18 protein-coding genes are annotated in these 21,522 nt (G+C 69.7%); 13 read left to right on the top strand and 5 right to left on the bottom strand.

Annotated elements, in window-relative coordinates:
* Positions 1 to 54 precede the first annotated feature (54 nt).
* Both VET29_RS00390 and VET29_RS00385 read left to right on the top strand, forming a co-directional pair.
* Positions 55 to 3,249, top strand: a complete 3,195-nt coding sequence (locus VET29_RS00390) for a S8 family serine peptidase (protein WP_324913055.1) — start codon at positions 55 to 57, stop codon at positions 3,247 to 3,249.
* Positions 3,250 to 3,339: 90 nt separating this feature from the next.
* The gene (locus VET29_RS00385) at positions 3,340 to 4,791 is read left to right on the top strand and encodes an AlkA N-terminal domain-containing protein (RefSeq protein WP_324913050.1); all 1,452 of its coding nucleotides are present in this window, start codon (positions 3,340 to 3,342) and stop codon (positions 4,789 to 4,791) included.
* 380 nt (positions 4,792 to 5,171) lie between these two features.
* On the opposite strand, the gene VET29_RS00380 is transcribed toward VET29_RS00385, so the two are convergent.
* The gene (locus tag VET29_RS00380; RefSeq protein WP_324913095.1) at positions 5,172 to 6,161 is read right to left on the bottom strand and encodes a LacI family DNA-binding transcriptional regulator; all 990 of its coding nucleotides are present in this window, start codon (positions 6,159 to 6,161) and stop codon (positions 5,172 to 5,174) included.
* A gap of 115 nt (positions 6,162 to 6,276) precedes the next feature.
* Between VET29_RS00380 and VET29_RS00375 the strand changes: the two genes are divergently transcribed.
* Genes VET29_RS00375 through VET29_RS00355 form a run of 5 tightly spaced genes read left to right on the top strand, consistent with a single transcriptional unit; the run spans position 6,277 to position 10,492 of the window.
* The gene (locus VET29_RS00375; protein ID WP_324913047.1) at positions 6,277 to 7,266 is read left to right on the top strand and encodes a substrate-binding domain-containing protein; all 990 of its coding nucleotides are present in this window, start codon (positions 6,277 to 6,279) and stop codon (positions 7,264 to 7,266) included.
* A gap of 4 nt (positions 7,267 to 7,270) precedes the next feature.
* Positions 7,271 to 8,239, top strand: a complete 969-nt coding sequence (locus VET29_RS00370) for an ABC transporter permease (RefSeq protein WP_324913043.1) — start codon at positions 7,271 to 7,273, stop codon at positions 8,237 to 8,239.
* Positions 8,236 to 9,039, top strand: a complete 804-nt coding sequence (locus tag VET29_RS00365; RefSeq protein ID WP_324913040.1) for an ATP-binding cassette domain-containing protein — start codon at positions 8,236 to 8,238, stop codon at positions 9,037 to 9,039. Before VET29_RS00370 ends, VET29_RS00365 begins: the two co-directional genes overlap by 4 nt.
* A gap of 2 nt (positions 9,040 to 9,041) precedes the next feature.
* Entirely contained in the window at positions 9,042 to 9,881 is an 840-nt protein-coding gene (locus VET29_RS00360) for a PfkB family carbohydrate kinase (protein WP_324913093.1), read from the top strand.
* Positions 9,878 to 10,492, top strand: coding sequence for a nucleoside/nucleotide kinase family protein (locus VET29_RS00355; protein WP_324913036.1), 615 nt, complete (start codon positions 9,878 to 9,880; stop codon positions 10,490 to 10,492). Before VET29_RS00360 ends, VET29_RS00355 begins: the two co-directional genes overlap by 4 nt.
* Positions 10,493 to 10,523: 31 nt before the next feature.
* Here VET29_RS00355 and VET29_RS00350 read toward each other — a convergent pair whose 3' ends face one another.
* The 3 genes from VET29_RS00350 to VET29_RS00340 are packed head-to-tail and all read right to left on the bottom strand — an operon-like array spanning position 10,524 to position 14,984.
* Positions 10,524 to 13,658, bottom strand: a complete 3,135-nt coding sequence (locus tag VET29_RS00350; RefSeq protein WP_324913034.1) for an SMC family ATPase — start codon at positions 13,656 to 13,658, stop codon at positions 10,524 to 10,526.
* 10 nt (positions 13,659 to 13,668) lie between these two features.
* Positions 13,669 to 13,803, bottom strand: a complete 135-nt coding sequence (locus tag VET29_RS00345; protein ID WP_324913031.1) for a hypothetical protein — start codon at positions 13,801 to 13,803, stop codon at positions 13,669 to 13,671.
* Positions 13,800 to 14,984, bottom strand: coding sequence for an exonuclease SbcCD subunit D (locus VET29_RS00340; protein ID WP_324913027.1), 1,185 nt, complete (start codon positions 14,982 to 14,984; stop codon positions 13,800 to 13,802). The genes VET29_RS00345 and VET29_RS00340 overlap by 4 nt, the downstream gene beginning before the upstream one ends.
* A 220-nt stretch (positions 14,985 to 15,204) precedes the next feature.
* On the opposite strand from VET29_RS00340, the gene rmuC reads away from it, so the two are divergent.
* The gene (gene rmuC / locus VET29_RS00335) at positions 15,205 to 16,197 is read left to right on the top strand and encodes a DNA recombination protein RmuC (RefSeq protein WP_324913024.1); all 993 of its coding nucleotides are present in this window, start codon (positions 15,205 to 15,207) and stop codon (positions 16,195 to 16,197) included.
* 147 nt (positions 16,198 to 16,344) lie between these two features.
* Positions 16,345 to 17,400 carry a DUF6542 domain-containing protein gene (locus VET29_RS00330; RefSeq protein ID WP_324913020.1) on the top strand — a complete coding sequence of 352 codons (1,056 nt, stop codon included), beginning with the start codon at positions 16,345 to 16,347 and terminating at the stop codon, positions 17,398 to 17,400.
* 266 nt (positions 17,401 to 17,666) lie between these two features.
* Here VET29_RS00330 and VET29_RS00325 read toward each other — a convergent pair whose 3' ends face one another.
* The gene (locus VET29_RS00325) at positions 17,667 to 18,635 is read right to left on the bottom strand and encodes a 4-hydroxy-3-methylbut-2-enyl diphosphate reductase (RefSeq protein ID WP_324913017.1); all 969 of its coding nucleotides are present in this window, start codon (positions 18,633 to 18,635) and stop codon (positions 17,667 to 17,669) included.
* 65 nt (positions 18,636 to 18,700) lie between these two features.
* Here VET29_RS00325 and VET29_RS00320 point away from each other — a divergent pair, with 65 nt between their 5' ends.
* The 4 genes from VET29_RS00320 to VET29_RS00305 are packed head-to-tail and all read left to right on the top strand — an operon-like array spanning position 18,701 to position 21,255.
* Positions 18,701 to 19,369 (top strand): lipid droplet-associated protein, encoded by a 669-nt coding sequence (locus VET29_RS00320; protein ID WP_324913014.1) that lies wholly within the window; start codon positions 18,701 to 18,703, stop codon positions 19,367 to 19,369.
* Positions 19,366 to 20,631, top strand: a complete 1,266-nt coding sequence (xseA, locus tag VET29_RS00315) for an exodeoxyribonuclease VII large subunit (RefSeq protein ID WP_324913012.1) — start codon at positions 19,366 to 19,368, stop codon at positions 20,629 to 20,631. Before VET29_RS00320 ends, xseA begins: the two co-directional genes overlap by 4 nt.
* Complete coding sequence (locus tag VET29_RS00310; protein WP_324913009.1) at positions 20,612 to 21,049, top strand: sugar ABC transporter substrate-binding protein; 438 nt, start codon at positions 20,612 to 20,614, stop codon at positions 21,047 to 21,049. Before xseA ends, VET29_RS00310 begins: the two co-directional genes overlap by 20 nt.
* Positions 21,046 to 21,255: an exodeoxyribonuclease VII small subunit gene (locus VET29_RS00305; protein ID WP_324913007.1), complete on the top strand. Its 210-nt coding sequence runs from the start codon at positions 21,046 to 21,048 to the stop codon at positions 21,253 to 21,255. Before VET29_RS00310 ends, VET29_RS00305 begins: the two co-directional genes overlap by 4 nt.
* Positions 21,256 to 21,522 lie beyond the last annotated feature (267 nt).

Raw genomic sequence — 21,522 nt, 5'->3', positions numbered from 1 at the left:
TGAGCACCTGTGGACTCGATCAGGGGCCCGGTTACAACGAAGAGGGACTTTGGGATGACCCAACGTGAATCGCGCCGGCGGGGAATCGGCGCGGCGTTCACGGCGGCGGTGCTCGGCTTCTCGCTGGCCGCCTTACCGTCAACCGCCAACGCCGCTCCGGCGCCCCCATCCGACACGGGGAACCTGCTCGGAAAACAGGATCGCGACCTGCTCATCCAGGCGCGGCAGGACGGCGAGAGCACCGTCACCGCGCTCGTGACCGCCAAGGACGGCCAGACCAGCCAGAGCATCGACCAGCTGAAGAGCCTCGGCGCGAAGATCGAGTACCACGCGGACCGGGTGGGTTACGTCCGCGCCCAGATCCCGACCGACAAGGTCGAGAAGGCCGCCAGGCTGTCCGCGATCGAGGGCTTCGACCTCAACAGGTTCTACAGCCTCGGCGAGCCGCGCCCGGAGGGCATCCAGAGCCCGTCCCCGCAGCCGGCGCCCGGCGCGAACACCCCCGCGGTCAACCCGTACATGCCGACCGGTGACACCGGCGCCGCGCAGTTCGTCGAGCAGAACCCGAAGTTCGACGGCCGCGGCACGACCGTCGGCATCATCGACACCGGCGTCGACCTCGGCCACCCGGCCCTGACCACCACGAGCACCGGCGAGTCCAAGATCGTCGACTGGGTCACCACGACCACTCCCGACGACGGTGACCCGACGTGGATCGACATGAGCAACCCGGCGCCGGGGCAGCCGTCCCAGTTCCGGTTCGGCCTGTTCGACGAGCGCGACCCGAACCTCGCGGGTGAGCTGGGCAACGACGTCAACCGGGACGGCAACCCGGCCGGCAGCATCGGCACGTTCGGCGTCCTGTGGGACACCGCCACCAACACGGTGTGGGTGGACACGAACCAGAACAAGAGCTTCGGCGACGAGAAGCCGATGACCGACTACAAGGTCCAGCACGACCAGGGCGAGTTCGGCGAGGACGACCCGAGCACCCCGGTCCGCGAGTCGATGCCGTTCGTCGTGCAGACCGACCCGGCCAACGACCGGGTGAACATCGGCATCGTGTCCGGTGAGCACGGCTCGCACGTCGCGGGCATCGTGGCCGGCAACAAGCTGTTCGGCGGCACCATGAACGGCGCGGCGCCGGGCGCGAAGCTCCTCTCGGTCCGCGTCTGCCTGTTCGTCGCCGGCTGCTCGCGCGGCGCGATGGACGAGGGCATGATCTACGCGGCCTCGCACGGCGTCGACGTGATCAACATGTCGATCGGCGGCCTCGGCGCGCTCAACGACATCGAGAACGGCCAGGACACCGACAGCCAGACGCTGTACAACCGCCTGATCGACGAGTACGGCGTGCAGATCTTCATCTCCGCCGGCAACGACGGCCCCGGCCAGAACACCGTGAGCGACCCGTCGCTCGGCACCAAGGTGATGAGCGTCGGCTCGTACATCTCGAAGGCGTCCTGGCAGCGCAACTACGGCTCGGACGCGGCCCAGGAGGACAACCTCCACCCGTTCTCGTCCCGCGGCCCGACCGAGGAGGGCGCGTTCAAGCCGGACATCGTGGCGCCGGGCTCGGCGATCTCCACGATCCCGACGTGGATGGTGGGCGGCCCGGTGGGCGGCACGTACGCGCTGCCGCCGGGCTACGCGATGCTGCAGGGCACGTCGATGGCGTCCCCGCAGGCCGCGGGCGCCGCGGCGCTGCTGTACGGCGCGGCCAAGCAGAAGAACGTCTCGCACAGGCCCGACCAGGTCCGGCAGGCGTTCAAGTCCTCCGCCAGGTACCTGAGCAACTACCAGGCCTACGAGCAGGGCAACGGCCTGATCGACGTCAAGAAGGCCTGGAACCTGCTGAAGGCGGACATCAGGACGACGAGCATCACCTCGTCCGTGCCGGTGCACACCGTCCTGTCCGACTTCCTCACCACACCCGGTGTCGGCCTTGGCATCCACGACCGCGAGGGCGTGAAGGCCGGCGACCGGTACGTCCGCGAGTACACGTTCAAGCGGACCTCCGGCGCGTCGAGCCCCCAGACCTACAAGGTCGACTGGGTCGGCAACGACGGCACGTTCAGCTCGGCGTCGACGATCCTGCTGCCCCTCAACAGCGCGGTGAAGTTCCGGGTGACGGTGAACCCGCAGGCAGCCGGCGCGCACTCGGCGATCCTGAACCTGGACAGCCCGCTGTCCACCGGCATCGAGTACCAGACGCTGAACACGGTGGTCGCGGCCGAGGACTTCACGTCGGGCAACGGCTTCCAGATCAAGCACGGCGGTCTGGTCGCCAGGAACGACTGGGAGAGCTACTTCGTGCGGGTGCCGGCCAACACGCCGGCGCTGAAGGTGGACCTGCAGGGCGGCGGCACCACGCCGGGCGCCGGGCAGATCCGGTTCCTGCGGTACCACCCGTACGGCACGGCGTTCGAGTCGAACACGCAGACCACGAACTGCTACAACCCGCCGGTCCCGCCGGGCAACGCCTGCAACGCCGGTGACAGCCCGACGAGCCGCACGGCCACCAACCCGACGGCCGGTGTCTGGGAGATCGTGGTCGAGGGCCGGCGCACGTCGGACGCCGCGCTGGCGCCGTACACGCTGACCGTGGCGGTGCTGGGCGCGACCGTGTCCCCGAACCCGGACACGATCCCGTCGGCGCAGCTGAACCAGCCGGTGTCGCGGCAGTACACGCTGACGAACTCGCTCGGCCCGTTCACCGGCCGAGCGGTGGGCAGCAACCTGGGCAGTGCGCACGTCGAACGTCCGACGATCGCGCAGGGCCAGCAGGTCAGGTTCCCGATCACGGTGGCGGCCGGCGCGACCCAGATCCGGGCGAAGATCGGCAACCCCGCGGACCGGGGCGCCGACCTGGACCTGGGCCTGTACCGGTGTACGACGGGCAGTTGCCTGCTGGTGGCGAGCAGTGCCGACGGCGACTCGGAGGAGGCGGTCGCGCTGGCGAACCCGACTCCGGGCCAGTGGGAGGTCCGGGTGACCGGGTTCGCGGTGCCGGCCGGCACGACGGCGTACGACTACCTGGACGTGTTCAGCGGCCCGGCCTTCGGCAACGTGGCGGTCACCGACGCGAACGCGCCACGCGCCGCCGGATCGTCGTGGACGGTGACCGGCGTGGTGACCGCGAAGGCGGTGCCGGCCGCCGGCCGAGTGCTGCTGGGCAGCGTGGAGGTCCGCACCGACTCGAACATCCTGGTCGGCAGCGGCGACGTGGTGGTCCAGTCGGTCTCGTAGGCGAGAGCTGACGACGGCCGTCCCTCCACCGGAGGGGCGGCCGTCGCCATGTCCGAAAGTGGCGAGCCACGACCGGTTCACGCTGGCAGCATGGTCGACGTGCTGATTGACGAGGAACAGGGCTACCTGGCGTCGATGTCGAGGGACCCGAGGTTCGACGGCCAGTTCATCCTGGCGGTCCGCACGACGGGGATCTACTGCCGCCCGTCCTGTCCCGCGATCATGCCGAAGCGCACGAACGTGGTGTTCTTCTCGACAGCGGCGGCGGCCCAGCAGGCGGGGTTCCGTGCATGCCGCAGATGTCTTCCGGACTCGGTACCGGGTTCCCCCGAGTGGAACCTGAGGGCGGACCTGGCGGGCCGGGCGATGCGGCTGATCACGGACGGCACAGTGGAACGCGAAGGCGTTCCGGGACTGGCCAGACGCCTGGGGTACTCGGACCGCCACGTGACGAGGGTCCTGACGGCGGAGTTGGGCGCGGGCCCCTTGGCGTTGGCACGTGCCCACAGAGCCCACTCGGCCCGTCTGCTGATAGAGACGACGATGCTGTCGCTGGCGGACATAGCCTTCGCGTCGGGTTTCGCGAGCGTCAGACAGTTCAACGACACGATCAAGGCGGTCTTCGCGACAACCCCGACGGGTTTGCGGGAGGCGGCAAGACGCCACGCGACCCCGACGACACCGGGAAAGGTGACCCTGCGCCTACCGTACCGAGAACCGTTCGACCACGACGGCCTACTGGGCTTCCTGAAGGCGAGGGCGATCCCCGGCGTGGAGGCGGTGGTGGATGGTGTGTACGGCCGGTCGATGCGCCTGGCACACGGCACGGGCACGGCGTGGCTCACCCCGGCGGCGGCCCACATCGACTGCACACTGTCGTTGACCGACATGAGAGACCTGAGCAGCGCGGTGACAAGGATGCGGCGCCTACTGGACCTGGACGCCGATCCGGGGGCGGTGGGAGAGGTGCTGGGGACGGACCCGCGACTGGAGGCGCACGTCCGCAAGAATCCGGGCCTACGCCTACCCGGAGCGGTGGACGGCGCGGAAATAGTGACAAGGGCCCTGATAGGACAGCAGATATCGGTGGCAGCGGCCCGCACGGCACTAACCTCGCTGACCGCCACCCTTGGCGAGCCGCTGCCAACCCCGGACGGCCCACTGACAACCCTCTTTCCCACCCCAACGGCAATAGCCGAACGGGGACAGGAGGTACTGACAGGCCCCCGCCGCCGCATAGAAACAATCCAGACGGTGAATGAGGCCCTGGCAACGGGCGCGCTGGACGTACACGTAGGCGCGGACCCCGCGGAACTGTCCGAATCCCTACAAGAATTCAAAGGCGTAGGCCCGTGGACAGCGGGCTACGTGCTGATGCGGGTACTGGGCGCCCCGGATGTCCTCCTCACGGGCGACGTAGCCCTGAGAAAGGGCGCGAAGAACCTGGGCCTCCCGTCAACTCCAGCGGAACTGGAGGCGTACGCGAACAAGTGGCGCCCATGGCGCAGCTACGCAGGCATGCACCTCTGGTCCGCCGCGTAAACCCTGAGTTCCCACGCCAGTTCCACCCTCACGTTCGACGTGCTTCACCAAAGCTCGCCCAGAAATAAGCAGTTCGGCGCGAAGAACTCACTGCGGCAATCGTGACCAGAAATCGCACAGCCTCACGCCAGATCCCGATTTGACGCCCCTCAACTCCCCAGATATCCCACGAATTAAAGAAATTTTGCCAAAATCGCCCCCAGAACGTAGGTAAACCCCCACCCAGTCCCGGGGGCGTCCCGCCGTGCCAGTCTACCGGTATCACCCGACGGATACCTCGAAGATGATCTTGACTGTGGATAACCGGGGCGGTTGTGGATAACTTCGACGGGTTTGTCGGTGCCTCGTGAGAAAATGGAACCGGGGGCCGGAGGCCACGCCTACAGGCCGCACCCGCACGAGTTCCGGTGCATGAACGTCGTCGGCAGGCGGGCGGTTGTCGCCTTTCGGGTGGGGTCCGCGATCTGCTCCAGCAGCATCCGCACCGCCGTGCGGCCCATCTCCGCGATCGGTTGCGCCACGGTCGTCACCGGTGGGTCCACCAGGTCCGCCCAGTCCACGTCGTCGTACCCGACGACCGCCAGGTCCCGCCCCACCTTCAGCCCCCGTGCCCGGCACTCGTGCAGCACCCCGGACAGCATCACGTTGTTCCCCGCCACCACGGCCGACGGCGGCGACGGCAACGCCAGCAACTCCCCGAGCGCCGCGGCTGCCGGCGCCGCGGCGGACGCGCCGGGCACCACCAGCGACGGGTCCCACGTCAGCTTCGCCCGGCCCAACCCCAGCCGGTACCCGAGCACCCGCTCGGTCGTCGTCGCCAGGCCGTCGATGCCGCTGATCATCGCGATCCGCCGGTGCCCGACCGACGCCAGGTGCTGCACCAGGCCGGACGTCGCGTAGATGTTCTCCGGTCCGACCTGGTCGACATCCTGCGCCGTGGTCAGCCGGTCCACCAGCACGAGCGGGATCTTCAGCTGCCGCAGTTCGCGAAGCACGGAGGCGCCCGGCGACGGCGTCAGGATCAACCCGTCCACGCGCCGGGACCGCAACGTCCGCACCGCCGCCTGTTCCACCGACGGCTCGTCATGCGTGTCCGCGAGCACCAGCGTGTAACCGGATCGGGTGATCTCGTGCTCCATGGATCGCAGTAGGTCCGCGAAATACGGGTTCGCGACAAGCGAGATCGCCACGCCGAGGGTCCGGGTGCCGCCCGTGACGAGGGACCGCGCGATAGCGTCTCCCGTGTACCCGGTCTGCTCGACCGCGGCCAGGACCCGCGCCTTCGTGTCGGGCGCGACGGACCTGGTCGAGTTGACCACGTGCGACACGGTGGTGATGGACACGCCGGCCAGTTCGGCGACCTCCTTCATCGTGACCACGGCCAGCTCCTTGATCGAGGAAGGCGCAAGCGTTTGCGCAAACGGTTGCGTCACGGTACTGAGCGCAATAACTTCCCCGCAAACCAGCCCTGTCACGGAGGTTGCCATGGGACGCCGAGGTCCTGCTCTCCTCGCGGTTCTCGCGGTCGCCGCGCTCGCGGTCGCCTGCACCAGCACCAAGTCCGGATCGGACGCGTCCACTGGGGACGGCAAGGTCAAGATCGGCTTGGTGACCAAAACGGACAGTAACCCCTACTTCGTCGCGTTGCGGGACGCCGCCAAGGCGGAGGCGCAGAAAAAGGGCGCCGAGGTGGTCGCCCTCGCCGGCAAGTTCGACGGCGACAACGACGGCCAGGTGGCCGCCATCGAGAACCTCGTCCAGCAGGGCGCGAAGACGATCCTCGTCACCCCCAGCAACTCGACCGGCATCCTCGGCGCCATCAAGAAGGCGCGCGACCGCGGCGTCCTCGTCATCGCGCTCGACACCGAGACCGACCCGCAGGACGCGGTCGACGCGACCATCGCGACCGACAACACCGAGGCCGGCCACCTGCAGGGCCAGTACGTCAAGGCCGCGCTGAAAGGTCAGCCCGCACGCTCGATCCTGCTCGACGGCACGTCCGGTTCGACCGTGTCCGAGCAGCGTCACAGCGGCTTCGTCGAGGCGGCCCAGCCCGAGAACCTCGGCACCGAGGAGACCAACGGCGAGCAGAACGCGGCACAGCAGGCGACCGAGAACCTGCTGCAGCGCGTCGCGGCGACCGTGAACTCGGTCTACACGATCAACGAGCCGGCCGCGCGTGGCGCGTACGCGGCGCTGAAGGCGAAGAACCTGACGGACAGGGTCGTCATCGGCTCGATCGACGGCTCGTGCGACGGCGTCAAGGCGGTGAAGAACGGCGAGATCGCGGTGACCGTCATGCAGTTCCCGAAGAAGATGGCGCAGCAGGGCGTCGACTTCGCGGTCGAGTTCGCGAAGTCCGGCAAGAAGCCCAGCGGGTTCATCAAGACGGACACCGCCGTGATCACCGACAAGCCGATCGACGGCATCGACAGCCACGACACCGCGTGGGGCCTCGAGAACTGCTGGGGCTGACCGGATGACGACCCGCGTTTCCCCGAGCGAGCTCATCCTCCGCACTCCCGCGATCGGCCCGGCGATCGCACTCGTCGTCGCGATCGGCGTGTTCGGGCTGACCACGGACACGTTCCTGAACGTCGACAACCTGTCGCTGGTCGTGCAGCAGTCGCTGGTGATCGGCACGCTCGCACTCGGGCAGACGCTCGTCATCCTCACGGCGGGCATCGACCTCGCGAACGCGGCGATCGCGGTGTTCGCGACGCTGCTGATCGCGAAGCTGACCCTGACCGGCACCAACGGTGTGGTCGCGTTGCTCATCGGCATCGTGGCCGCCGGCGCGATCGGTTGTGTCACCGGCGGTCTGGTGACAGCACTGCGGCTGCCGCCGTTCATCGTGACGCTCGGTCTGCTGACGATCGTGACGGCGGTGAGCCGGCTCTACGCGCAGGGGCAGAGCTTCCCGGTGACCGACGGGACGCTGGGCTGGCTCGGCACCACGCAGTACCTGTTCGGGCAGGTCGAGGTCACCTACGGCATGGCGGTCATGCTCGCGATGTTCCTCGGTCTCTGGTACGCGCTGTCGAGAACCGCGTGGGGCAAGCACGTCTACGCGGTCGGCAACGACCCGGAGGCCGCGCGGCTGTCGGGCATCCACGTGCGCCGCACGGTCCTGTCGGTGTACCTGGTGGCCGGCCTGATCTACGGAATCGCGGCGTGGCAGGCACTCGGCCGTGTGCCGAACGCCGACCCCAACGCGTTCCAGCTCGGCAACCTGGACTCGATCACCGCCGTGGTCATCGGCGGCACGAGCCTGTTCGGCGGCCGGGGCAGCGTGCTCGGGACGCTGGTGGGTGCGCTGATCGTGGCGGTGCTGCGGTCCGGGCTGACACAGGCCGGCATCGACAACCTGTACCAGGACGTGGCGACGGGCGTGCTGGTGATCGCGGCGGTCGCCGTGGACCGGTTCTCGCGGGGGAGGCAACGATGAGCCCGGTGCTGGAGGCCCACGGACTGGTCAAGCGGTACGGCCGGGTGACCGCCATGGACGGCGCCGACTTCGAGCTGGAGGCCGGCGAGGTCCTGGCGGTGGTCGGCGACAACGGCGCCGGCAAGTCGACGCTGATCAAGGCGTTGTCCGGCGCGGTGATCCCCGACGCCGGCGAGATCCTCGTCGACGGTGGCCCGGTGCGTTTCCACGGCCCGCTGGATGCCCGCCGCCACGGCATCGAGACGGTGTACCAGGACCTGGCACTGGCGCCGGCGCTCGACATCGCGACGAACCTGTTCCTGGGCCGGGAAAGAAGGCGCCAGGACCCGCTGGGTTCGATCTTCCGCCGGCTGGACACGAAGGGCATGCGGCGTGAGGCGCGGCGAGTGCTCGACGAGCTGGGTATCGACGTGAAGTCCATGACCCAGCTGGTGGAAACCCTGTCCGGCGGCCAACGGCAGGCGGTGGCGGTGGCCCGGGCGGCGGCGTTCGGTTCCCGGGTGGTGATCATGGACGAGCCGACCGCCGCGCTGGGCGTCCAGGAGTCCGGCAAGGTGCTGGAGCTGATCGGCCGGATTCGTGAGCGTGGGCTGCCGGTGGTGCTGATCAGCCACAACATGCCGCACGTCTTCGAGATCGCCGATCGCGTCCACGTACATCGCCTGGGCAAGCGCGTCGCGGTGGTGTCCCCGAAGACGCACTCGATGAACACGGTGGTCGGCCTGCTCACCGGCGCCCTGCGCATGGCGGAGGACGGATCGATCGAGGAGGTCGGCCTGACCACCGGCCTGAGCCGGTGACCCTGGTCGTGGCGGTAGGCCTGTGCACGGTGGATCTGGTGCAACGTGTGCGGGCGTTGCCCACGCCGGGCGAGAAGGTGCAGTCGCTGTCGGTGGAGGTGGCGGCAGGAGGCCCGGCCACGAACGCGGCGGTGGCGATCGCCGCGTTGGGCGGCCGGGCCAGGCTGGTCACGGTGCTGGGCGAGCACCCCCTGGCCCGCCTGGCGGCCGAGGACCTGGCGACCTGCGGGGTGGAACTGGCGGACGCGCTACCGACCCGTGCGGCGCCACCGCCGGTGAGCGCCGTATCCGTCAGGACCACAGACGGCGAGCGAACAGTGGTCTCCCACAACGCAACGGGCGTGCAGGCCCCGCCCAGGGCCGACCTGGCGGACGCGGACGCCGTACTGGTGGACGGCCACCACCCGGAACTGGCGCTGCACGCCGCCCGCACGGCGAAGGATCGCGGCATCCCGGTGGTGCTGGACGCGGGCAGCTGGAAGCCGACAATGCCCGACCTGCTGCCGTACGTGGACATCGCCGCGTGCTCGGCGGCGTTCACCTCGCCGGAGCCACTGACGACGCCGGTCGTGATCAGAACAAACGGCCCCAACCCCGTGACGTGGTCAACGGTCGAGGCAGACGGCGAAGTGCCGGCACCAGAGGTGGTCGCGAAGGACACGACAGGCGCGGGCGACGTCTGGCATGGCGCATTCACCCTGGCGGTGGCAAGACTGGGCCGAGTGCCGAAGGCCGCAGAACTGCCATCGGTGATTGAGTACGCGAACCAGGCGGCGGCCATCCGAATCCAGCATGAGGGAGCGAGGGCGTGGGTGGAACCAATGCTGGACCTGATGCAGTGAGGTTCACCGACCTGGTGACACGAGCACGCGAACTGGGTCCGGGTCGAGTGCTGCTCGGTATCTGCGGTGCCCCCGGCGCTGGAAAGTCCACACTGGCCGCACGCCTGGTCGAGGCACTGGGAAGAGAGTCCGTGTACCTGGGAATGGACGGCTTCCATCTCGCACAGGTAGAGCTGAACCGACTGAGCAGAGCCGCACGAAAAGGCGCCCCGGACACCTTCGACGCGGCGGGTTACGTAAACCTCCTGTCCAGACTGGCGGCCGAAACAACGACCACGGTCTACGCCCCAGAATTCCGCCGCGAGATAGAGGAACCAATAGCGGGAGCCGTCCCAATCACCCCCGAACACCGAATAGTGGTGACGGAAGGCAACTACCTGCTGCTGAACGAAGAACCCTGGGACCAGGTAAGGACCTACCTCACCGAAACCTGGTTCCTGTCCCCGGACGAAACCGTGCGGCGGGACCGGTTGACCGCCCGCCACCAGGCATTCGGCCGCACGCTGGCGGAAGCCCGCGAACGCACCCTGGGCTCCGACGAACGCAATGCCGTACTGATCAACGCGACGCGCCCAACGGCGGACCTGGTACTGAGCGCAGTACTGGATTAACGGTCCCCACCGACGACCAGCCGCCACGCCTTCAGGCGATGAGCTCCACGCGCGACCCGGTTCGCGTCTTGTGCACCCGCAGCCGAGTGGGAATGCGATCCCGCAGCTCCTCCACATGGGAGACGAGTCCCACCACGCGACCACCCGCACGCAGTTCGTCGAGCGTGTCCATCACCTCGTCGAGAGTGTTGGCATCCAGCATGCCGAAACCCTCATCCACGAACAAGGTGTCCAGCAGCGCCCCACCGGTCTCGGCGGCGACGACGTCCGCCAGCCCGAGTGCCAACGCGAGCGAAGCCAGGAACGTCTCTCCGCCCGACAGCGTCTTGGCCGACCGCGCGTTGCCCGAGTAGGCGTCCAGCACGTCCAGACCCAGCCCACCACGCGTACCACGCGGCCCGGCCACATCCGTGTGCACGAACGAGAACCGACCGTCGCTCATCTTGCGCAGCCGAACCGACGCCGCGATCGCGACCTCCTCCAGCCGCGCCGCCAGCACATACGCCCGCAGCGACATCTTCCGCGCGTTCTGCCCACGCCCGTTCACGACGTCGGTGAGCGCCGACAGCTCCTCGAACTGCGCCAGCGCGGGCCCCAACTCCGCCCACGCCGCTCGCAGCCGCGCAGCCAGCTCCCCAACGTCCGCCGCGCGCCGGCGCGCCAGGCGAGCCGCCACGACCGCGGCGTTCACCTCGTCCCGCGCCACGGAATAGGCGTCCGCGACGGCCCCGACCTCGACCCGCTGGTCCGGGTCGACCCCGGCCAACTCGGGATCGGCGAGCACCTGCCGCACTCCGGCCTCACGCGCCGCCGCGTCGTTCAGCCGGTTCTCGAGCACGGCATGGTCCGACCGCGCGGCCGCGAGCGCCGCCGCCACGTCCGGGAACCCGGCCGCCTCAACGGCTTCACGCACCACGTCGCCCTGCTCCTCGACACGGCCGTGCACCACGACCTGCTCAGCCAGGGCCGAAGCCAACGCATCCAGCCGATCAGCGACCGACAGCAGATGCGCCCGCCGCGCCGCCACGTCAGCGTGCTCACCACGCGCGACCGCCAACCGCTCGGCCCGTTCAGTTATCCGTTCGGCCAACGCAGCCCGCTCACTGGCGTAGCCGGTCACCTCCTTCTCCGCGGCCCGAAGCCGCGCGGTCACCTCCTCAGACTCGTTTTCCAGCACCCGCACCCGCTCCCGCAGGCTTCGATGCTCACCGGCGAGCCGCACGGCGTGCTCATGTGCCTCGACAGCCGCCCGCAGCGCGTTGCCGAGCTCATCGGCGTCCCGGCCGCGCAACCGGTCCAGCAGCATGCCCAGCGTCTGCTCGGCACCCGCCAGCTCGCGCGCCGCCTTCTGCCGCACGACGTCGGCGTCCTGCTCCCGCACGGCCGCCGTCCGCTCGTCCGCAGCGGTGACCTGCGAGACCGCGCCGACCGCCGGCAACGGGTGGTCGGTCGACCCACACACCGGGCAGTGCTCGCCGCCGACAAGCCCACCCGCCAGTTCGGCCGCCATCCCGAGCAGCCGCCGCTCCCGGATGTCCAACACGGACTCCCGGGCGGCCTGGTGCGCGTCAACCGCCGCCCGCGCCGCGTCGGTCCGGTCGCGCACCACACGCCGTGCCACCGGAACCTGCGCGGCGTCCAGAGCCAACGCGGTCAGCTCCTCCCGCGTGGCCACCAACGCCGGCAGCTCCGCGACAGCCCGAGCTGCCTCGGCAAGCTGCTCCCGCGTGCCCTCGATCTCACCGGGCAACACGGAAAGCCGCTCCCCACAGGACGCGACCGCCGCGTCGGCACGCTCCTCGAGCCGCCGCAACTCGTCGACGCGCTTCTGGTCGGCCGCGTGCAGTCCGGCTTCCTCGACGAGCCCGCCCAGCGCACCGGCGACCTCACGCAACCGCCCGGCCCACACCCGAGGCGCAAGGCCCGCCGGGCCACGCTCACCGGAGTCCGTTGGCCCAGGTGCTGACCCGGCGCCGTCGCATTCCGCGACGGGCGGCCACGGCCGTCCGGCGAACCCGCCGGGCTCGGTCCACGACGAAGCACCGGCGAGAGCATCGAGGGAGGCAATGCCAGTGGTCCGGTCACCGGCGCCGTAGCCAGCGACCAGGCCACGCAGCTCCCCGACAGTCGGCGCGTCCGCGACAAGCGTCACGATCGCGTCGTCCGCCGCACGAGCCAGCGTCTCGACTCGCACGAGCTCACGATGCGCGGGCACGACCGGGGCTGCCCGACGGGCCGCCGCCAGTTCCTCGGCCCACGCCGCCCGGCTCTCCGCCTCCGCCGACAGCACAGCCAACTCGGCATGTGCCGCGGCGACACGGCGCACCCGGTCCGCCAGCTCCCGGCGTGCGAGCAGCTCTGCCTCGGCCTGATCCCGCACGACCGCGGCCGCGAGCTCATGGGTGGCGGCCTCCTCAGCCGTCACCTCGGTCGCGGCGACGAGCGACGCGAGCCAGGCCTCGTCGGCTACATCGTCGGTAGGGGGTTCCGAGCCGACCGCCTGTGCCAGCCGGGCGACCAACTGAACACACCGCAGCCGTCCGGCGTCCAACACACGGCTCTGCTCTACACGCCGGTTCCGGAACCACTCCTCGACCAACGCGAAGTGCTGCGTGCCGAACAACCTCTCGAGCAGCTTCTCCCGCTCGGCGGTCTCCGCACACAGGAAGCGTGCGAAGTCTCCCTGCGGTAGGAGAACCACCTGGAAGAACTGGTCCTTGCTCATCCCGAGCAGCCGTTCGATCGTGCGGCCGACCTCGTCGATCCTCGTCAGCCCGTCGGGCGCGTGTCCGCTCGGCGCCGGGCCGACCCAGGTCAGCGACGCCTTCGCGTTCTGCTTCGTATAGCCGTCACCTCGTTTCTTCGGACGTAGGTACTCAGGGCTCCGTACCAGGCGGAGCCGATGTCCGCGCACGCTCAGCTCAAGCCGCACCTCGGTAACCACGCTCGGTTCCGCGTAGTCACACCGCAACCGCTTCGCCTGGTCGCGTACGCCGGGCACGGCGCCGAACAAGGCGAACGCCACCGCGTCCAGCAGCGTCGTCTTGCCGGCACCCGTGTCACCGTGCAGGAGGAACAGCCCGTCCGCGCCGAGCCGGTCGAAGTCCACGACCTCACGACCGGAGTACGGCCCGAACGCGGTCAGTTCCAGCCGATGCAGCCTCACCGCTTCTGGCTCACGGCCGCTCCTCGCAGATGCCGTGGCGCGCACGGTCACCGCTGGGTACGAGGTTCGTCCGTACCGTGGTGGCGCCGCGCATGCTCGGCGCCACCACGAGCCGGGCGGCCGGCGGTAAGCAGTCTTCGCTCATGCGGCCTCCTTCCCCCCGCGCTGCCGCGCGAGCTCCGCGCGCTCGTCGTTCGCCACCGCCGCCAACGCCTCACGCAGGAGGGCCTGCTCGCGCTTGGTCGGCTCCGCACCCCGGCAGTCGGAGACGAAACCGCACGCTACGTCGTGGTCGGACCGGTCGCGCACGGTCGTGGCGTATCGCAGTGGCGTGGCCAGCGGGCCGCTCGCCGGCCGCCACTCGACGTGCACGGCATGCGGGAACCGCTCCTGCAGGCGGCGTAAAGCGTCCGTGGGGCGCACCCGGTCGGTCAGCTCCACCGACAGGTACGCGTCGGCAAGTCGCTCATGTGCCGGCGAGGTGAGCAACTCGTCGAGGCTCCCACGGACCGTGGCGAGCGGGCGCGGGACGGGCAACGGGCGCCGCTCGACTCCGGCAAGTCCGCCGGCGTCGAGTTCCACGAGCCACACCGACTTGCGGTGCCGCGCCTCGGAGAACGAATACGCCAGTGGACTGCCGGAGTAACGCAGGTTCTCGGCCAGCCTTTGTGGCCCGTGGAGATGGCCGAGCGCCACGTAGTCGACGCCGTCGAACACGGTGCCGGGTACCTGTTCGACACCACCAACCGAGATCGTCCGTTCCGACGCGCTCGGCGCGCCACCGGTGACGAACGCGTGCGCGAGCACGACCGACCGCACGCCCGGTCCACGTGCGGTGAGGTCGGCTCGGACACGGCGCATCGCCTCGGTGAGCACACCGGCGTGCCCGGTCGTCTCGATCTCCAGCGAATGCCGCGCGGGCTCCGGCTCGAGATACGGAATCCCATACAGCGCAACGGGTCCGTGTACATCCTCGAGCAGCACGGGACGGTCCAGCTCCGCGACCCGCGTGCGCAGGTGCAGGCCGCCCGCCGCCGCGAACTCGGCGAACGCGCCGAGGCGCGGTGCCGAGTCGTGGTTTCCCGGCGTGATCACCAACCGCGCACCGGCGTCACGGATCCGGTCCAGCACCCGGGTGCAGACCGAAACCGCCTCGCCGGACGGCACCGCGCGGTCGTAGACGTCGCCGGACACCACCACGACGTCGACCTGCTCGTCGGCGACCAGGTCAGCCAGTCCGCCCAGCACGGACTCCTGGTCGGCGAGCAGGTCTCGGCCGTGGAACATCCGTCCCACGTGCCAGTCGGAGGTGTGGAGCATTCGCATGCGGCCCAAGTTAGGCGGCCGGGACGACGAAGGGAGGGAGGCGCGCCACCCGATCGTGGGACAGGCCCCAGGAAACCGGCCAGAAATTAAATTCTCCAAACCTTCCATTCGCGCGCGGAAACCTTCCATTCGCGGTTCGCACGCCGGTGTCGTCGCGGAATTGTCGGTCCGGTGGGTCATGATGCGTCCACTCGATCCGACCCGACGAAAGGGGACATCAGTGGCAGCGGTGTTGGGCACCGTCGCGTTCGTGTTGTTGTTGCTGCTCACCGGCGGCGCGGCACTGTTCCGGCGGCTGTACAACGACAGCCAGCGCAGGCTGGACGACGCCGTGCTCGCCGTGCGCGAGGAGCGCGACCGGTCCGACGCGCACGCGACCGCCCTCCGTCGCTACGAGGTGATGTTCGCGTCGATCAGCGGGCGGGGCGAGCTCGGCGAGCAGGTGCTGGTGGAGACCGCGCGTTCGCTCGGCCTGCGCGAGGGCCTGCACTTCGTGTTGCAGGCCGATGTCGCGGGCGGTGGGTCCGTGCGGCCGGACATGTTGCTCTCGGTCGGCGACGGGCGGCTCGTGCCGGTCGACGCGAAGATGACGATCGCCTGCTGGATCGAGGCGGTCGAGACCGAGGATCCGGAGGAGCGGGCGGACGCGCTGCGGGTGCACGTGCGCAACATCCGGTCCCGGGCGGCGGAGCTCGCGGGCAAGGGATACCAGCGCTGGGCGGACGCGATCTACGGCACGATCATGTTCGTCCCGTCCGACGCGGCGGTGGTCGCCGCGTTGGACACCGATCCCGACCTGCTTCGCTGGCTGCTCGACCGGCGGGTGTTCGTATGCGGGCCGACGGGATTCGCGGTGATCGCGTCGGCGGCCATGCTCGCGGCGAGCGAGCGGGTGCTCGCGGCGGACATCGACGCGTTGCGTGGGCAGGCGCTCGCGGCGCATCGGGCGGCGGAGAGCGCGGTGGACGCGGTCAACGTGTCGAGCACGCATCTGCAGCGGTTCCTGCAGGCGCGTCGGCGTGAGCTGGACGCGCTGAACCAGTTCACGGTCGCGGTGGCGCCGCTGACGGACGCCGCGGCGAGCCCGACCCCGCTGCCAGCGGTGCGGCGGTCGGACGAGTTCGTCGCGAACACGTCGCTTACTGCGCGTGATGACCAGCCGTCCGAGCAGTACGACGAACTGTCCGATGGGGAGGTGTCCATAGAGCGTTGACCACCGACAACTCAATACGGCCGGTGGCGCGGACCCCGGCAGCGGACAGTGAACGTCGGCGTTCTGGTTCACATCATGGTGTGGATTCAGGCGCGCCGTTTCCAGAACGCTCGTCAGGTTAGCCCGCGGACCCACTAACCTGTGCCCGTGACCGCGACCCGCGATCGCAGGAGCGATCCTGAAATAGACGCCGGACCGGCGTGGGATGACCGTCCGATTCTCGGGCAGTTCCGTGGACTGCCTTGGTGGGCGGCAGTCCTGCTCGCATTCGGCGTGACGGCGATCGCCGCGTTCGTCGACATGCAGCGGCAGAACTCGCTGGGCCGGATTTATCAGGGCGCCTTCGTGGTGGGCTGCGTCGTCGCGGTCTGCATCGTGCGAAGACGCAGCCTGTTCGGCCCGATAGTGCAGCCACCGTTGGTCTTCGCGATCACCGCTATCGGCGCGATCGTGGCGCTGGGCCCGAAGTCCGGCGCTGGCGGCCTGAAATCGCTGGTCATCTCGGTGGCGCTGCCGCTGACCAGCAACTTCCCGACGATGGGCATCACGACCGCCGTCGTGGTCGCGATCGGTCTGTTCCGGTTGTGGCGGGAACGTGATCCCAACCCGGAGGTGCGTCCGAGCAAGCCGGTCAAGCAACCTGCCGCGCGTGATGGTGGCGGTGGGCTGGCCGACGAGCCTGGACAGGGCACCGGTGGGCGTGATCCGCGGGAAAGGCCGAGCAAGGACCGGGCCGCGGCGCCGGCTCGTCGCGGCAGGCCTGAGCCGGAGGACGCGTCGGCGGACGAGCGCGGTAGCCGCCGCACGCCCGGGCGAGGACCACGTCCGTCGCCATCCCGTGAGGCGGGTGGCCGGGACGGCGTCCGCGACGCCGGCCGGGAGGCTGGCCGCGACCCGAGGCGTCGTGACGCGGCGGGCCGGGGCGAGCGAGGTCGCGTCGAGCCATCTGATGGTGCGCGAGGTCGCGTCGAGCCGACGGACGGTGCTCGGGGTCGGGCCGAGCCGCCTGATGGTGCGCGGGGTCGAGGCCGTGGCGGTGAGCCGCCGGTGCGTCGTCGTGAGCCGGGTGTTGAGGGTGGTTCGCGTGACGAGCGTGGCGCCGGTCGGCGGGATCCTGGGCGCGACGGTGGTCGGGATGGCCGCGGCGGTACGCCGCCGGGGCGTCAGCCACGACGTCGTCCGCCTGAGGACGACTACCGCTGACGGTTGGCCGCGCGGTTGGCCTGAGCGGTTGGCGTGCGGCTTGCCTGGGCTCAGGCCGTCCTGGGCTGGGTGCTGGGCTCGGTGGTGTTTCGTGGGCTGGGCGCAAGGTGTGCCTCAGCGCGACGTGGTTTGAGAGGTCGGGTGAGGCGGCGGCTCGCAGTTCTTCGCCTGCCGACTGTTGGGCCTGGGGAACCGCTCCAGTGCCGTGTGCGCCACGGCGCCGTGTGTCCGGCGCCGCGGGAATGCCACCTGCCTGTCGAACTGGGCTACCTGACGCCGTCGAGCACGTCGTTGTCCTTCAGGGCCTTGCGCAGCTCGCGTGGAAGGGCGAAGGAGACCTTCTCGTTGGCGGTGGTCACTTCCTGGACGTCGGCGAAGCCGCGCTCGGCGAGCCAGGCCAGGAGGTCCATGACGAGGATGTCCGGGACAGACGCGCCGCTGGTCACGCCGACCGTCACGACGCCGTCGAGCCAGACGGGGTCGACCTCGCGGGCGTAGTCCACCAGGTACGACGCTCGCGCGCCGGCCTGCAGAGCCACCTCGACCAGTCGCTTCGAGTTGGACGAGTTCTGGGAGCCGACCACGAGCACCAGGTCGCACTCGGGGGCCATCGCCTTCACCGCGACCTGGCGGTTCTGCGTGGCGTAGCAGATGTCGTCGCTGGGCGGATCCTGCAGCTCGGGGAAGCGGTCCTTCAACTGGTTGACGCGCACCATCGTCTCGTCAACCGAAAGAGTGGTTTGCGACAGCCAGACGACCTTGGACGGGTCGCGGACGGCGACGGTCTCGACGTCCTCCGCGGTGTCGACCAGCTGGACGTGCTCGGGTGCCTCGCCGGCGGTGCCCTCGACCTCCTCGTGGCCCTCGTGGCCGATGAGCAGGATGTCGTAGTCGTCGCGGGCGAAGCGCTTGGCCTCCTGGTGGACCTTCGTGACCAGTGGGCAGGTCGCGTCGATGGTGCGCAGCTGCCGGGTGGCCGCCTCCTCGTGCACCGCAGGCGACACGCCGTGCGCGGAGAACACCACGAGCGCGCCCTCGGGCACCTCGTCGGCCTCGTCGACGAAGATCGCGCCGCGTTCGGTCAGGGTCTGGACCACGTGCTTGTTGTGGACGATCTCCTTGCGCACGTAGACCGGGGCACCGTAGGTCTCCAGAGCCTTCTCGACCGTCACCACGGCGCGGTCGACCCCGGCACAGTAGCCGCGCGGCTTGGCCAGCAGAACTCGCTTGGTCATGCCACCCAGCGTACGTACCGGACTCCCGTGTAGGCAGATCGGCTGGACTGGTGCAGGCTAGGCGCATGAAGTCACTCCCGCTCCCGATCAGGGTTGCGGCCGGCCTCGCCGTCACCGCCGTGGAACAGGCCCGCACGCTGCCCGCCAAGATCGCTGGGCTGCCCGTCACCGTGGCGAGCCAGGCCTTGCAGGCATCCATGCGCGTGCAACAGCAGGTCACCGAGCTGGCGATTCGCGGCGACGAGGTGCTCGCCAGCTTCCGTCCGGTCGAGGACACGCCCGAGTGGACCACGTTCGACGAGGACGTCCAGGACGACGGGCTCGACGTCGCCAAGCCCACGCCGTTCGACTCGGCGTTCGACCGGGCCGACGACGAGGAGGCGCGGCGTAACGGGCAGCTCAGCGACACCGGCGAGACGTTCGCCACACCCGATCCGTGGACGCAGGAGGAACAGGCGCTCGCCGACGAGACCGGGGCGCACGAGTTCGACGTGTACGAGGCCGGCGACGACGGGGTCGACTCCGACGAGACCGTCGCCGAGACGGACAACCGGCCGCTGCCAGAGGCCACCGGCTACGACGACCTCTCGCTGCCGCAGCTGCGTGCCCGGCTGCGCCGTTTCTCCGCCGACGAACTGGCCGAACTGCTCGAGTACGAACGCACGCACGGCAACCGCCCGTCGTTCGTCGGCATGCTCACCCGCCGCATCGCGACGGTTCGCGACCAGACGTGACGGAACCGGCAACCAGTCCCGAGAAGCCCTGGCCAGTACGGACGGTCGCGCGCAAGGTCGCCGACTGGATCAACCGTCTCGGTGACGTGTGGGTCGAGGGCCAGGTCACCCAGATCTCCAACCGTCCCGGCACCGGCACCGCGTTCATCACGCTGCGTGATCCGGCCGCGGACGTCTCGATGAGCGTCACCTGCTCGACCGGCATCCTGCGTGAGCACCAGCCACCCCTGACCGACGGGACGCGCGTGATCCTGCACGCGCGTCCGGCGTTCTTCATCAACCGCGGCACGCTGTCGCTTCGGGCCGACGAGATCCGCGCCGTCGGCATCGGCGAGTTGCTTGCCCGGATCGAGCGGCTCCGCAAGCTCCTCGCCGCGGAGGGGCTCTTCGACCCGCGTCGCAAGAAGAGGCCGCCGTTCCTGCCGCACACCGTCGGACTGATCACCGGTCGCGCGTCCGCCGCCGAGCATGACGTGCAGGTCAATGCCCGTGCCCGCTGGCCGGCGGTCCGTTTCCGGATGGAGAACGTCGCCGTGCAGGGGGCGCTGGCGGTGCCGCAGATCGTCGACGCGCTCGGTGCGCTGGACCGCGACAAGAACGTCGAGGTCATCGTCATCGCGCGCGGTGGCGGGAGCGTCGAGGACCTGCTGCCGTTCTCCGACGAGACGCTGCTGCGCGCGGTGTCGGAATGCCGCACGCCGGTGCTGAGCGCCATCGGGCACGAACAGGACACCCCACTGCTCGACCATGTCGCGGACGTCCGCTGCTCGACGCCGACCGACGCCGGCAAGCGGGTGGTGCCGGACATCGTCGAGGAGACCGCGCGGGTTCGCCAGCTACGTGACCGTGCCCGACGGGCGTTGCACGGATGGGTGGATCGCGAACGTCGTTTGCTCGACGCACTGCGTAGTAGGCCGGTTCTCGCGGACCCGTTGACACCGCTCGAACAGCGAAGTGCGCAGGTCAGGATGCTCGTGGAGCGATCAAGGCGGGCCGTGGCGGCCCTCGTCGCCGCGGAACGGTCGACCCTGGACCACACAAAGGCCCGCTTGACGACGCTCGGACCAGCCGCCACGCTTGCCCGCGGGTACGCGGTCGTGCAGTGGGTGGACGCGGAAGGAAACCCACGAGTGCTCCGCTCGACGGCAGAGGCGCCGGACGGAACTCGCCTGCGGGTTCGTGTCACCGACGGCGCGGTGCACGCGATCGCGTCCGCCTGGGGTGACGCGAGCGGAGGTAGCGGTGCCGAGACCGGATCGTGAGCCGACCTTCCTGCCGTTGACGATCGACGCGACCCGTGCGGTCGCGCGGGCCATGGAGCACGAGCCGGCGTTACGCGTCCCCGCAGACGTGGTGTCCCGCCGTGCGCGGGAGGCCAACGCCGCGGCCGCGGAATGCTGGACCGCGTTGCTGGCCGGCTGTGACGCGCCCGGCTGCCGGAACCTGCCGATCCGGTTGCGTGCGCTGTCCGAGGCGACGTCCGACTACGCTGGCATGCGCTGGTGGCTCGGCCGCGGCTCGCAGCACCGCCATCGGGTGAGCCGTGCGCTGGAGCGGATCGAGGAGGCGGTCGTCGAACGCGACGGCGCCGACTTCGCGGAGGCGTTCGTCGGCTACGACCAGGCCGTGGCCGCCGCGCTTGTGAACGCCCACAGCCGATTGGAGACCCAGGCGCAGTGAGTGCCGACTCGACCCTCGACTACGAGGCAGCCCGCGACGAGCTGGCGGAGGTGGTGGCCAAACTCGAGGCGGGCGGCCTGTCGCTGGAGGAGTCGCTGGCGCTGTGGGAACGCGGTGAGGCGCTGGCCAAGATCTGCGACCAGCACTTGGCGGGAGCGAAGGAGCGCATCGAGTCCGCACTGGCCGCCGCCGAGTCGGAAATCTGACCTCGCGAAACCTTCCATCGGCACCGCGACGTGCGTTCGTCCGTCGCGACGGATGTTCGATTTCCGTGCCGTATAAGGAAAGTTGTCGCTCGGAGCTAGTTATCCACAACCGCTCCAGTTATCCACAGGCAAGATCATCTTCGGGGTATCCGTCGGGTGATACCGGTAGACTGGCACGGCGGGACGCCCCCGGGACTGGGTGGGGGTTTACTTACGTTCTGGGCGCGATTTCGGCGAAATTTGGGTTTTCGGGGGATGGGAGTTGGG

Source organism: Actinophytocola sp. (assembly GCF_035634895.1).
Lineage (GTDB): Bacteria > Actinomycetota > Actinomycetes > Mycobacteriales > Pseudonocardiaceae > Actinophytocola.
This window is presented reverse-complemented; position numbering and strand designations above follow the sequence as displayed.

What these genes read in the sequence shown, in the direction of transcription:
- VET29_RS00375 (WP_324913047.1), top strand. Translation starts at nt 6,277, where the DNA reads ATGGGACGCCGAGGTCCTGCTCTCCTCGCGGTTCTCGCGGTCGCCGCG.
- VET29_RS00380 (WP_324913095.1), bottom strand. Translation starts at nt 6,161, where the DNA reads ATGAAGGAGGTCGCCGAACTGGCCGGCGTGTCCATCACCACCGTGTCG.
- VET29_RS00345 (WP_324913031.1), bottom strand. Translation starts at nt 13,803, where the DNA reads ATGAGCGAAGACTGCTTACCGCCGGCCGCCCGGCTCGTGGTGGCGCCG.
- VET29_RS00370 (WP_324913043.1), top strand. Translation starts at nt 7,271, where the DNA reads ATGACGACCCGCGTTTCCCCGAGCGAGCTCATCCTCCGCACTCCCGCG.
- VET29_RS00340 (WP_324913027.1), bottom strand. Translation starts at nt 14,984, where the DNA reads ATGCGAATGCTCCACACCTCCGACTGGCACGTGGGACGGATGTTCCAC.
- VET29_RS00365 (WP_324913040.1), top strand. Translation starts at nt 8,236, where the DNA reads ATGAGCCCGGTGCTGGAGGCCCACGGACTGGTCAAGCGGTACGGCCGG.
- VET29_RS00385 (WP_324913050.1), top strand. Translation starts at nt 3,340, where the DNA reads ATGGTCGACGTGCTGATTGACGAGGAACAGGGCTACCTGGCGTCGATG.
- VET29_RS00390 (WP_324913055.1), top strand. Translation starts at nt 55, where the DNA reads ATGACCCAACGTGAATCGCGCCGGCGGGGAATCGGCGCGGCGTTCACG.
- VET29_RS00325 (WP_324913017.1), bottom strand. Translation starts at nt 18,635, where the DNA reads ATGACCAAGCGAGTTCTGCTGGCCAAGCCGCGCGGCTACTGTGCCGGG.
- VET29_RS00320 (WP_324913014.1), top strand. Translation starts at nt 18,701, where the DNA reads ATGAAGTCACTCCCGCTCCCGATCAGGGTTGCGGCCGGCCTCGCCGTC.